This is a genomic window from Leucobacter sp. 1207-22, from assembly GCF_052850455.1.
Window position 1 is genome coordinate 86,204 of the sequence record NZ_VXCR01000002.1, and the last position, 12,952, is coordinate 99,155.

Annotated in this window: 11 protein-coding genes; 10 read left to right on the forward strand and 1 reads right to left on the reverse strand. The window is 60.0% G+C overall.

Going from position 1 to position 12,952, the window contains the following annotated elements; genetic code table 11:
• Positions 1 to 138: 138 nt before the first annotated feature.
• The 9 genes from rpsD (at position 139) to aroB (ending at position 9,587) form a co-directional block, all read left to right on the forward strand.
• On the forward strand, positions 139 to 768 hold the full coding sequence (gene rpsD / locus FW756_RS03565; RefSeq protein ID WP_188024295.1) for a 30S ribosomal protein S4: 630 nt from the start codon (positions 139 to 141) through the stop codon (positions 766 to 768).
• 133 nt (positions 769 to 901) lie between these two features.
• On the forward strand, positions 902 to 1,138 hold the full coding sequence (locus tag FW756_RS03570) for a hypothetical protein (protein WP_446428814.1): 237 nt from the start codon (positions 902 to 904) through the stop codon (positions 1,136 to 1,138).
• A 32-nt stretch (positions 1,139 to 1,170) separates the two neighbouring features.
• Positions 1,171 to 3,825, forward strand: coding sequence for an alanine--tRNA ligase (alaS, locus tag FW756_RS03575; protein ID WP_446428815.1), 2,655 nt, complete (start codon positions 1,171 to 1,173; stop codon positions 3,823 to 3,825).
• 4 nt (positions 3,826 to 3,829) lie between these two features.
• Entirely contained in the window at positions 3,830 to 4,297 is a 468-nt protein-coding gene (gene ruvX / locus FW756_RS03580) for a Holliday junction resolvase RuvX (RefSeq protein WP_446428816.1), read from the forward strand.
• 16 nt (positions 4,298 to 4,313) lie between these two features.
• Positions 4,314 to 5,405 (forward strand): endolytic transglycosylase MltG, encoded by a 1,092-nt coding sequence (mltG, locus tag FW756_RS03585; RefSeq protein ID WP_446428817.1) that lies wholly within the window; start codon positions 4,314 to 4,316, stop codon positions 5,403 to 5,405.
• The gene (locus tag FW756_RS03590) at positions 5,406 to 6,365 is read left to right on the forward strand and encodes a shikimate dehydrogenase family protein (RefSeq protein ID WP_446428818.1); all 960 of its coding nucleotides are present in this window, start codon (positions 5,406 to 5,408) and stop codon (positions 6,363 to 6,365) included.
• 5 nt (positions 6,366 to 6,370) lie between these two features.
• Positions 6,371 to 7,567, forward strand: a complete 1,197-nt coding sequence (gene aroC / locus FW756_RS03595) for a chorismate synthase (protein ID WP_446428819.1) — start codon at positions 6,371 to 6,373, stop codon at positions 7,565 to 7,567.
• Positions 7,564 to 8,508 (forward strand): shikimate kinase, encoded by a 945-nt coding sequence (locus tag FW756_RS03600; RefSeq protein WP_446428820.1) that lies wholly within the window; start codon positions 7,564 to 7,566, stop codon positions 8,506 to 8,508. The genes aroC and FW756_RS03600 overlap by 4 nt, the downstream gene beginning before the upstream one ends.
• Entirely contained in the window at positions 8,505 to 9,587 is a 1,083-nt protein-coding gene (aroB, locus tag FW756_RS03605) for a 3-dehydroquinate synthase (protein ID WP_446428821.1), read from the forward strand. Before FW756_RS03600 ends, aroB begins: the two co-directional genes overlap by 4 nt.
• Positions 9,588 to 9,607: 20 nt before the next feature.
• On the opposite strand, the gene FW756_RS03610 is transcribed toward aroB, so the two are convergent.
• Positions 9,608 to 11,053, reverse strand: coding sequence for an AAA family ATPase (locus FW756_RS03610; RefSeq protein WP_446428822.1), 1,446 nt, complete (start codon positions 11,051 to 11,053; stop codon positions 9,608 to 9,610).
• 55 nt (positions 11,054 to 11,108) lie between these two features.
• Between FW756_RS03610 and FW756_RS03615 the strand changes: the two genes are divergently transcribed.
• The gene (locus tag FW756_RS03615) at positions 11,109 to 12,947 is read left to right on the forward strand and encodes a vWA domain-containing protein (RefSeq protein WP_446428823.1); all 1,839 of its coding nucleotides are present in this window, start codon (positions 11,109 to 11,111) and stop codon (positions 12,945 to 12,947) included.
• Positions 12,948 to 12,952: the final 5 nt, after the last annotated feature.

Sequence of the window (12,952 nt, forward strand, 5' to 3'; positions counted from 1 at the left end):
TTCTGCAATGGTCGTTCCCTCACCGAGAAATCGGTTCGCTGCGTCGCGTGCGTCACTTGTTGGCGCGGGCGCAGCATAGCCGGGAGAACGCGTGGCTTCACCGAAGCTGCGATGTAATCAGAAACCGAAAGGATCCACGTGTCAACCACGTCGCGTACCCGTTCACAGACTCGCCTGAGCCGCTCGCTCGGCATTGCTCTGACCCCCAAGGCTGCTCGTTACCTCGAGAAGCGCCCCTACGGCCCCGGCCAGCACGGCCGCACCAAGCGTAAGAGCGACAGCGACTACGCAGTTCGTCTCCGCGAGAAGCAGCGTCTTCGCGCGCAGTACGGCATCCGTGAGAAGCAGCTCACCATCGCGTTCAAGGAAGCTCGTCGTCTCGACGGCCTGACCGGTGAGAACCTGGTCGAGCTCCTCGAGATGCGTCTTGACGCACTCGTGCTCCGCGCAGGCTTCGCTCGCACCACCGCCCAGGCTCGTCAGATGGTTGTGCACCGCCACATCCTCGTTGACGGCAAGATCGTTGACCGCCCGTCGTTCCGCGTGAAGCCCGGCCAGCTCATCCACGTGAAGGAGCGCTCGGAGGCTACTGAGCCTTTCCAGATCGCTGCTGCAGGTGGCCACGCTGAGGTACTTCCCGCAGTTCCGGGTTACCTCGAGGTTGAGCTCGAGAAGCTCCAGGCTCGCCTGGTTCGCCGCCCGAAGCGCGCTGAGGTCCCCGTGACCTGTGAAGTTCAGCTCGTCGTCGAGTACTACTCGGGTCGCTAAGCTTCCGCTTACATTAAGGCGGGTGTCGGTTTTCCGACACCCGCCTTTTTGCGTCATCGCCCGAGAGCGTATGCGTGACCGGATAGACTGGAGCGATGTGCACGTGCCAACGGGTACGCTGCAAGGTGCATTCGTGACGAGAGGCAAATCGATGCGCAAACTGAACTGGCTGGTAAGCGGCGTAGTAATCGGCTTTGTGGCCGCTCACTTCGTAAACTCCACCGAGGGAGGCCGTCGCTTCTTTGGCCGACTAAATCGCGGAATAGACGAGTTTGGCCGCGCTTTCGCGAACGGCTACCACGACGCTGAGGCTGAAGGCCGTCCGGTAGATGTCGAGCAAGCGCTCGACAGCCAGACGGAACAGCACTAACTTTTTAACTTTTTTAGAGGAGCAGCACCCGCATGCAGACCGCAGAGATCCGACGCCGTTGGCTTGACTTTTTCGCACAGCGCGAGCACACGGTAGTCCCGTCGGCCTCACTGGTAACTGACGATCCGAGCTTGATGTTCACGGTCGCGGGCATGGTTCCGTTCGTGCCGTATCTCTCGGGAATGGTGCCTGCGCCTTACGACCGCGCGACAAGCGTTCAGAAGTGCATTCGCACCAATGACATTGAAGAGGTTGGCAAGACCCCTCGGCACGGCACCTTCTTCCAGATGTGCGGCAACTTCTCGTTCGGTGATTATTTCAAGGACGGTGCAATTCGTTACGCCTGGGAGTTTCTCACCACTCCCGAGGCTGATGGCGGCCTCGGCTTCTCTGCAGATGACTTGTGGGTCACTGTCTATGAAGAAGACGACGAAGCCTTTGACCTTTGGTCGCAGCATTCGACCTTGCCTGCAGAGCGCATCCAGCGCCTCGGCAAAGAAACGAACTACTGGTCGACTGGCCAGCCTGGCCCCGCTGGCCCCTGCTCTGAGATCTTCTTCGACATGGGTCCCGAGTACGGCATCGATGGTGGCCCCGCGACCGATGACGATCGCTATGTTGAGATCTGGAACCTCGTCTTCATGGAGTACCAGGTCACTGATGTGAAGTCGAAGATTGACTTCACGATCGAGGGAGAACTCCCGAAGAAGAACATTGACACCGGCATGGGGCTCGAACGCGTTGCCTTCATTAAGCAGTGTGTTGAGAACATGTATGAGATCGACGAGGTCCGCCCAGTTCTCGACCGCGCGGCCGAGCTCGCAGGGAAGACCTACGGCGAGAATCAGGCTGATGACGTGCGCTTGCGCATCATCGCTGACCACGTTCGCTCATCACTCATGCTCATCGGCGACGGCGTGACGCCGTCAAATGAGGGTCGCGGCTACATTCTTCGTCGACTGCTCCGTCGCGTCATTCTCTCGATGCGGCTGCTGGGTGTGAACGGAACTTGCTTCGCTGAGCTCTTTGCTGCCTCACGCGATGCGATGGCAAGTTCTTATCCTGAGATCGCGGAGAACTATGACTTTATTTCCCGCGCGGCGCTTGCAGAGGAGAAGACCTTCTTGCGCACGCTCGCTTCAGGCATTGAAGTGCTAGACGAGGCTATTTCTTCGGCAAAGCAGGCAGGCGGGGTTGTGACGGGTGACGCTGCATTCCTCCTGCACGACACCAAGGGCTTCCCGATCGAGCTCACCCTTGAGCTTGCTGAAGAGGCTGGGGTTTCGGTTGACCGCGAGGTCTTCACGACTCTCATGACAGAGCAGCGCGAACGTGCGAAGGCTGACGCAAAGGCGAAGAAGGGCCAGCGCGCTGATCTTTCCGTGTACAAAGAATTGCGCGGTCTCGGCGAGACCAAGTTTGTCGGGTATGACGAACTGCAGCATGAGAGTCGCGTGCTCGGTATCGTCGTTGATGGCGAATCACGCCAGGAAGCGCGCGAGGGCGAAGTTGCAGAGGTAGTTCTCGGCGAGACCTCACTCTGGGCAGAGTCAGGCGGTCAGGACGCAGACCAGGGTCTTATCGTTGGTGACGGATTCGAAGCTGAGGTGCTCGACGTACAGAAGCCGGTGCCCGGTCTGATCGTGCATACCGTCCGGGTAAAGATTGGCGTGCTGAGCCTTGATGCGCGCGCAGAGAGCCGCGTTGATGCAAACTATCGCCGCGGGGCGACTCAGGCGCACTCCGCAACGCACATTGTGCATGCTGCCTTGCGTGATGTGCTCGGCCCGAACGCACACCAGGCTGGTTCATACAATAAGGCCGGCTATATGCGCCTTGACTTTACTCAGTCCGAGGCGCTTTCGAACGAGACGAAGAGCGAGATCGAAGAGATCTCGAATCTTGCGATCCGTTCGAACTACGAGGTTGTTACCCGTGAAATGGGGCTTGACGAGGCCAAGGCACTTGGCGCAATGGCTCTCTTCGGCGAGAAGTACGGCGATCGTGTACGCGTTGTTGATATCGGCGGTGCCTGGTCACGCGAGCTGTGCGCTGGTACCCATGTTGGAACCTCAGCAGAGGTGGGCATGATCAGCCTCGTGAGTGAAAGCTCAGTTGGGTCAACCAACCGTCGCATTGAGTCCCTCGTTGGCTTCGAAGCGTTCCAGAACTTCGCAGCAGAGCGTGCAATTGTGCAGCAGCTCAGCAGTGGACTCAAGGTTCCCCGTACCGAGCTCATCGCTCGTGTGCAGGAACTCGGTGTTCAGCTCAAAACCGCTGAGAAGAAGATTGCGTCGATGGAAGCAGCACAGCTCCAGCAGCGTGTGCCTGAACTCATCGCCGGCGCAGAAGACCTGAATGGTGTTCACGCTGTGCTCGTTTCGCTCGGTGCTGCTGCCGGTGGCGATGACTTGCGAGCGCTCGCGATCGATATTCGTGAACGACTCGGTAGCGATGCTGCCGTCGTCGTGCTTGCCGGTGAGGCAGGGGGCAAGCCTGTGCTTGTTGCGGCGACCAATGCTGCCGCCCGTGAGCGTGGCGTGAAGGCCGGTGACCTCGTCAAGCGTGGATCGCAGATTCTTGGCGGCGGCGGCGGCGGAAAGCCCGACATGGCTCAGGGCGGCGGCACCGACACGACGCAGGTTGCAGCTGCTCTCGCTGCGATCCGCGAAATGATCGGCGCGTAAGCGCGTGCGCACTGGAACACGACTCGGTATCGATGTCGGCAAGGCACGCATTGGCATTGCGCGCTGTGATCCGCACGGCATGCTCGCGACACCGGTCGAGACAGTGACTCGTGATCACGAGGGCACAGCTGACCTCACGCGTATCGGGGCCATTGCTGATGAACTCGACGTGATCGAGTTCGTCGTCGGCCTTCCTCTGAATATGCAAGGAAAAGCTACTCCGTCGACCGAGGATGCGCGAGAATTTGCACAGGCTATTGCGCGTATGCATCCTCAGCGCAGTGTTCGTTTGGTTGACGAGCGACTTTCGACAGTCACGGCTCAGGCGCAGCTGCACCAGACCGGGCGCAATACCAAGAAAAGCCGTTCGGTGATCGATCAAGCGGCAGCAGTGATTATCTTGCAGCAAGCGTTGGACGCAGAACGAGCACAAGATCGTGCCCCCGGAACCGCTGTCATGGCGGACGACTGAACTAAGGGACCCTGACGTGAATCGACGAACAAAGACTCAAGCCCGGAAGAAGCGTGCAGCTATTGTGTGGTCCATCGTGGCCGCCGTCGTTGTGCTACTTGGCGTTGGTGGTGGCATCGCCTGGGTGCAGTTTGGCGACCGTATCTCACTCGCGCTTGGCTGGACGACGAATGACTATGTCGGAGAAGGTTCCGGCGAGGTCACCGTGGTGATTCGATCGGGCGATGATGGCACCGATTTGGCGAATCAGCTTGCTGAACTTGACGTGGTAAAGACGCCCGAGGCGTTCATCTCTACGCTCGCTGCGCAAGATGAAGAGCCGATGTTCCATCCTGGTGCGTTCCAGTTGCGTTCACAGATGAGCGCGCAGGCTGCCCTCGACGCTCTGCTCGACCCCGCGAATGAACTTGACCTTCGCGTCACGATTCCTGAGGGAAAGACGGTTGAGCAGACTATTCGGATTATCTCTGAGCAGTCAACGGTCCCGCTCGAAGATATGCAGAAAGCAGTGGCAAACCTTGATGCGTTCGCGCTCCCTGCTGGAGTTGAGAGCCTTGAGGGGTGGCTCTTCCCTGCGACATACGAGTTTGAGATCGACACCACTGGTGAAGAAGCAGTACACCTGCTTTTCGATACCCAGCTTCAGGTGCTTGATGAGTTTGGCGTCGCTGAAGCTGATCGTGAGCGAGTGCTCACCATCGCGTCGATCGTGCAGCGCGAAGCTGGGCAGGTCGATGACTTTGGGAAGGTGTCACGTGTGATTGCGAACCGTCTCGAAAAAGACATGAAGCTCGAGATGGACTCGACCGCGCACTACGGTATTGGTGCGCACGAGGATGGCGATGTGTGGACCTCTGATGAGGCGCGTGCAGACCAGAACCCTTGGAACACATATGCGCACACCGGACTTCCTGTCGGCCCCATCGCCAACGCAGGTCGTGATGCGATCGCTGCAGCATTGATCCCAACGCCGGGGGACTGGGTCTACTTTGTGAACGCTCCAGGCAACGACGGAACGCTTGCATTCAACTCGACGCTTACGGCGCACGAAAAGTCTGTCGATGAATTCCGTGCTTGGTGTAACGCTACTCCCGACAGTGGGTGCTAGTTGAGCGGCGAAGCGAAGATCACCGCGGCTGATGCTGCGACTGAGTTTCTCGGCGTGGTTGGGTCGCCGATTTCACATTCGAAGTCACCAGACATTCACGCTGCGGCATATGCGGAGCTTGGGCTTGCCTGGCGCTACGGACGTGACGAGTTGCAAGCAGACGATCTTGCTGACTACCTTTCAGCACGCAGAAGCAACTGGCGGGGTCTTTCGCTGACGATGCCGTTGAAGGAAGAAGCTTTTGCTCTCGCTTCGCTTCGAGATCCCGTCGCCGAAGAAAGTGGCGTGGTGAACACGCTCTTGCGGCTTGATAGCGAGAAACAGCCATGGGCAGGTTTCAATACCGATGTTCCTGGACTTGCGGCAGCGATCAAAAACGCCGGACTTGAAGCCTCGCAGACACTCATTCTTGGCTCTGGGGCGACCGCTGTTTCGGCGGTGCTCGCCGCTCGTAAGTTGGGCGCAAAGACTGTGCATGTTCTCGCGCGCAATGCTGATGCCGTGCAAAGCTTGGTGGAACGGTTCGATGGTTCTATAGAGCCAGGTAGCACGTTGCCAATGACTGTGCGGGCTGTGACGGCCAACGGGGCAACCCGCGGTGCGCTGTCGTTGACGGAGGCGAGTGAGCGCGACGCCGAGCTGACAATGACCACTCTGGTGGTCTCGACGCTTCCTTCCCATGCAGCAGCAGAACTTGCGGTGCCGAAGGCGCTTGCAGGTACTCCGTTGTTTGATGTGGCATATGATCCTTGGCCTTCTGCGCTTGCGAGTGCCTGGATTGATGCCGGCGGAGTCGCGTACCCAGGAGTGGCTATGCTCGTTGAGCAAGCACTGTTACAGGTGCGAATTTTCGTCAATGGTGATCCGAACTTCCCGGTGGAGAGTGAAGATCGGGTGTACGCAGCAATGCGCCAGGCTGCTGGTCTCGGCGCACCTGACGTTCAGAATGTGGAAAGATAGGGCTTATGCTTCGCTGGCTTACTGCAGGGGAATCTCACGGCCCTGAACTCATCGCAATGATCGAGGGGATGCCCGCTGGCGTCCCCATTTCCCTTGACGCGATCCGTGAGGATCTCGCACGTCGCAAGCTCGGCTATGGCCGTGGCTCGCGAATGAAGTTCGAGCAGGACGAACTCAACATCTCTGGCGGCGTGGTGCAAGGTGTCACCATTGGTGGCCCCATCGCGATTCGTGTCGGAAACACTGAGTGGCCTAAGTGGACTGAGGTCATGTCAGCTGAGAAGACTGACCTCTCGGAGAAGTCACGTGGTCGCGGTGCTCCGCTGACACGTCCGCGGCCCGGTCACGCAGACCTTGTTGGAATGCAGAAATATGGCTTTGACGAGTCACGGCCCGTCCTTGAGCGTGCGAGTGCCCGTGAAACCGCGGCACGTGTCGCACTTGGTGCGGTTGCGCGTTCATTCCTTGGCGAGTTGGGTATTACGCTCGTCAGCCACACGATCTCGATGGGGACGGTCGAGGTGCCTGCGGGTTCGCCGCTGCCTCGCCCCTCGGATGTCGATGCGCTTGATGCTGATCCGCTGCGTTGCTTCCACGCAGAGACCAGCGCGCGCATGGTTGACGAAGTTGACGATACGAAGAAGTCAGGCGATACGCTCGGCGGCATCGTTGAGGTGCTCGTGTACGGTCTTCCCGCTGGTCTCGGCTCGTACGTGCACTGGGATCGTCGCCTGGACTCACGTCTCGCAGGCGCTTTGATGGGTATTCAAGCGATCAAGGGTGTTGAGGTTGGCGACGGCTTCGAGACGACTCGCCGCCGCGGCTCGGTCGCGCATGACGAGTTGCACCTCAACGACGGCCAGATCGTTCGCAACACCGGTCGTGCCGGTGGTATTGAGGGGGGCATGACCACAGGTCAGGTACTCCGCGTTCGCGCAGGCATGAAGCCAATTGCGACCGTTCCCCATGCGCTCCCGACGATTGATACCGCAACTGGTGAAGAGGCGAAGGCCCACCATCAGCGCAGCGATGTCACCGCGGTTCCTGCTGCGGGTGTGGTTGCTGAAGCAATGACCGCGCTGGTGATTGCTGATGCGGTAGTCGAAAAGTTCGGCGGCGACAGCGTCGCGGAAACCAAACGCAATCTGCAGGCGTACCTTGCCGCGATTCCTGAACAGCTGAACACAGCGATCGAGTCGTGAGCGGATCGCGGCGCGCTGCACGACCTGCTGGTCCGCCCAGCGCAGTTGCCGAAGAGCGGCCGAAGCCGTCACCGCCCGTACAGCGAGCGATGACGGCTCCGATCGCGGTGCCTACGCGTCAGGCAGTGCAGGCGACGAAAACCGCTCACGTTCGAGGCGCTGAGGCAGAGAGCGCACAATCTGCGACGGGTAAGCCAAACCCTCGTCGTCGCCGCAGGCGCGGAGGCGGGAAGCGCCTGCCAGACCGCGCAATTGTCTTCGTCGGCCCAATGGCTGCCGGGAAGACGAGTCTTGGCAAGCGAGTTGCGCGAGATTTGGGGATTCCCTTTGTCGATAGCGACGCTGTCTTCGTTCGGAAGTACGGCGTCATTACCGAGTTCTTTGCTGAGCATGGTGAAGCGGAGTTCCGCCGCATCGAGGCAGAAATCATCGCGGCTGAGCTCGCTGAGTCAGGAACAAAGGTTCTCGCACTGGGTGGAGGCGCGGTGCTCACGGCATCTACTCGCGAGTTGCTGTTGGAACACCCCACAATTCTGCTGATGACCACCCAGGAGGCGGTGCTTCGCACGGCGAACTTGTCCCGTCGGCCGCTCTTGCGCGATGACCCCAATGCCTGGGGGAGAATTCTTGAGGAACGCAAGCCGTTGTATCAAGAGGTCTCGCAGGTCACCTTTAGAACTGACCGTGCCACTAAGGAGCAGTTGTCTCGCCGTGTGACCCAGTGGGTGCGCGGCTATGCGCGTAAGCAGCAGGCCAATGCGGCCGAAGCAGGCGCGGCGCAGCCGGAACACGTACCTGAGCAGCAGACGCAGCTCACACATTCGCAACGTGTCGCCGCGAAGAACGCGAACGCTCGCAGTGGTGGTTCGCGCGCGGCCGCACGACGTAGAGCGGCGCGCAATAGCGCCGCAAAGAACTCACAGCCTAGGAGTGAAGCATGACCGCCGAGCCAACCATTATCCGCGTCACCGGAGAGACTTCGTACGAGGTCACCGTTGGTCGCGGGGTGCTTGACCGAGTACCGGAGGCACTGGGTGATCGTGTGGCAAAGGTGCTTATCGTGCACACGTCGACCGTTGGTCGGCTTGCAGAGAACTTGCGCAACGATCTTGCTGAGAAGTACGAGCAGGTGCTCCTTGCAGAGGTACCTGACGCAGAGTCCGCAAAGCGCGTTGAAGTTGCAGCATTCATCTGGGGCATCTTGGGCCAGGCTGATTTCACGCGCACTGATGCCATCATCGGTCTTGGCGGTGGCGCAGTTACTGACCTCGCTGGATTCGTCGCGGCGACGTGGCTTCGTGGTGTTCCGCTTGTTCACATTCCCACCACGGTGCTTGGAATGGTTGACGCCTCAGTTGGCGGGAAGACTGGCATCAACACGGCAGAGGGGAAGAACCTCGTGGGTGCGTTCTACGCGCCGCAAGCCGTGATCTGCGACCTCGAGTTGCTTGACACTTTGCCGCACAATGAGATTCTTGCCGGATTTGCTGAGGTCGCGAAGTGCGGCTTCATCGCAGAGCCAGAGATTCTTGACATCATCGAGGCAGACGTTGCGCAGGCGACCTCACCGAAGACCCCGGAATTTCAGCGCGTTGTCGAACTCGCAATTGGCGTCAAGGCGCAGGTTGTCTCAGAAGACTTCAAAGAATCAGGTCTGCGCGAAATCTTGAATTACGGTCACACGCTCGGGCATGCGATTGAACATGCTGAGCGCTACCAGTGGCGTCACGGCGTGGCAATCTCGATTGGCATGATGTACGCGGCAGAACTTGGCCGCATGGCAGGCGCACTGTCTGATGCTGACGTTGAACGTCACAAGCGCGTGCTTTCGCTGCTGTCACTTCCGCTCTCATACCCGGCCGGTCGTTGGCCTGGGCTTCTTGAAGCTATGCAGCGTGACAAGAAGGCCCGCGCGGGCATGCTGCGATTCATCGTGCTCGACGAGATCGGAAAGCCGCGAGTCCTTGCAGGGACTGACGCCTCGATGCTGCAGTTTGCCTACCAGGAGATCGCGAACTAGCCACGATCGACCATGTGCGCTTAGGAGGCCAGGGGTTGCGGTGTTTCCCGCGTGAACCCCTGGCTTTCGAGTATCAGGGTGAGGACCTGGCGGTCGCCGGTGTGCATGACACCTTCGACGAACCGGTAGAGTGCGTGTGCGAGTGAGACTCGACCACCGCTCCCAGCGGTCTTACGTAGGATCGCGACAAGCGTGCGCGGTGCGAGTACCGCCTCTTCGAGACCAGGACGGCCATCGATTTCGCGTTCAGTTGAGACGAAATCGCCAAATCCTTCTCCGGTTGCGCCCGCGAATACCTGCTGGCTAATGAACGCGACGCGACAGACACGTTCGAGCTCGGCGGCGCTGAACGGAACGTTCCCTCGGGAGTCTGCTGTGGCTGCTGCAGCAAGGAGCGCATTCTCGGTGGGCGGATCGACGAAGCGATTTCCCGTATCTGGATAGTGCACTCTGTACGTGTTGGCGCCAAAACGGTTGACAAGCTCGGCGCTCAGGCGGTCGATGCCGCGGTAGCGGTGCGGGGTCTGTTCATTCGCCGTTGCGAGGATCGCGAAGCCATGCGTGATGTCGATGGTGCGGCCACCGTCCTCCTGCACCGCGAAAGTATCGCCTGGGCGCAACTGCAAGATGCGGTTGAGTCGCTTGAGGAACTCAGGGGGCATCGCGTTGACTTCGTCCAGAATGAGGGGCGAGCCGTTCACCATTGCCCGCAGTAGGGGGCCTGGGACGAAGCGGCTAACGGTTGCGCCCTGTTCGGCGTGCAATTCGTGAGCGCCAATGAGTTGTGCGCTGGTGATGTCACCGTAGCCAGAGATGAGCTCTGGCTCAGCGCCGAGTTCCCTGCGTGAGAGGTATTCAGCGAGCGCGGTCTTTGCGCCACCGGTTTCACCGATCAGGAGGAGCGGTTCACCTCGGAGCAGCGCTGGGACGGACTCCTCGATAATGTTGCGCATCTGTCCAGTGAGGAGGAGACCTGCATCGAGCTCTTGTTTTGCTTGACGTATGCGTAGTGTTGTGAGGGCTGCAGCTACGCGATCGCGCACCTCTGCGTTGGTGATCTGCGCGTGCCAGGCTGGTGCATCTGAGATGCTGCCGAGAAGTTCTTCCCGCCTGGCTTCTTCTGCTCGGATGAGCCCTCGATGTTCTCGCGCAGCAAGCGCTGAGACTTCTGCCGCTTGGTGACGTATCTCTTTGCGGTGACGTTCGTCTTGACGCGCCTGTACGACGATTCGTAGCGCATGTGCCCGCGTATCGAACTCGTCATCGATGAGTGACTTGTGTGCCGGGTTCTTTACGAGTGTGTTCCACCGTGCGTTGAGATCAGCGAGTGCTGCATCTAGGAAGGTGGAACGCTCAGCGGTTCCATCGTTGCCCTGCCGCTTGGCAATTGCGCGAAGCAGCTCGCGCCGCTCGTCGCGAATCTCGAAGGCTTCGAGGAGGACGGGGTGAGCGGCGGGGGAGAGCATATCGTCACGCTATCACTCCGCTGCGGCTTCTCGCGAGGATCGCTAGGGTGGAGCTATGTCGTATGGCTCAGAGGAATCCCTCGCACAGTTCCGCGTGCGCCTGACTGCCGCAGCGGCGCTTGCTGGAGTCGCCGTCGACGTGATTGAGGGTGAGGACTGGCAAGTTCTTGACGGCCGCGTGCTCGTTGGGAGCGGTTGGTTCGCGTCTCGTGGAATTTCGGAAGAGCAGGCCATTCCACTCGCGCTCCTGTTCATCTGGGAATCCGTGCGTGAGCTTCAGCAAGCGCGCATTCGCAGTCGACGTCGACTCTCGATGAGCGCACGTCGCCCCGAGTGTGAACCGCTGCTGGCTGGCGTGATCCGCGCTCTGTCAACCGCAGAACTCAACCTGGCCTTCCCTGCGTTCCGTGGTCCGCTTTCGCGCGCACTTCACGCACTTGCGCCAACGCAACCTCTCGAACTACCGCGGCATCTGCAGTTTGTTGCTGGCTGCGTTCAGCATGTTGCCGGAGCTGAACTTGCTCCGGTTGATCCAGAAGTGTCACGCGAGCTTGCGTTGCTGACAGCTGGCCCAGATTTGCTCCGGCTTGCGGCGAACCCTGCTGCAGGCGAGCTTGAACGGTTTGAGCGCGTGTTGGCGGTGACGCTGCCAGCCTACGATCGTTTGTTGCGGCGTGATGCAGCAGACCGTGGACTTGGCGCATCCGGAGATCTTGAAGCCGCATCACCGGATTCAGAAAGTGAGGAATCCGGTCTGGAAACCGGCGCCTCGGATGGCCAGGGTGAAGCGGAACGTGAGACCGAGGGGGCAACCGGTACGGCAGGTGAGAGCGAAGTCGCTCGAGCGGGCGATCGTCCAGAGGATGCCGAGGGCTCTGACCTGTTTGCTGCGGAGCAGGCGGGATTTGTCCGTACGGTCCTCTCAACACCGCTACCAGCGCAAGGTGCGTGGATGGACGGCGTCGAAATCCCCGAGATCGAACGTGACGCATCCTCGTCGCACGAAGTGAGTGAGACACCCGGTGGGCAGGGACCTGCAGCGCGACTCATGATTTCACACGCGAACTACCGTGAGCGTCTTGACGCCCAGCGTGAGGCTGTTGAACGCGTGCGAGCTGTGTGGGCGCGGATCATTGCGGAACGCGTTGGTGCTCACCGGTCGCTTTCTCGCCGCGTGGAAGCCGAAGGGGATCTGCTCGACCACAATTCGTTGGTGAGTGCAGTGACCGAGGCAATGTCTGGTGTGCGTCAGCCGCGAGCCTTCCGCTCGCCTGAAACGCGTCCGAAGCGTTCATCCAGAGCGGGCAGCACCGACTATGTGTTGTTGATCGATCGCTCGGCCTCGATGCAGGGCGCGACAGCCGAAGCCGCTGCTGATGCTGCACTCATCGTGCTTGAAGCGCTCGCTGGTGTCGAGCGCGACATTGCGCACGAAGAAGCACAGCTTGGGATTGATCTTGAATTGAGCATTCGCACGGCGCTTGTGCTGTTTGACGCGGAGCCGATCGTCATTAAGCCGCTCGCTGGCGCTCTCGACGAAGGGATGCGGGAGCGCATGTTCGGCGAGATTCGCACCCCGCGAGGCTCAACAAATGATGCGGCTGCACTGCGTGCCGCGGCGCGAGAGCTCCGGCTCGTTGGGGGCTCAGCTGATGGCATTGCTCGAAAGCGTGTCGTGATTGTCGTGGGTGACGGTGGCACGAACGATGCGGGAGCTGCGGCGGCTGAGATCCGCCATCTTCGGTCGCTTGGGGTGAGCGTGCTTGGCGTCGGGATCGGCTCTTCCGATCTCGCACTCAGGTACGCGCCTGACGGGCACACTGTCCGCAGGCTCGATGAGCTCGCACCTGCACTTGAGCAACTCGTCGAGAACGCAGGACTCACGCAAGTATGACCATG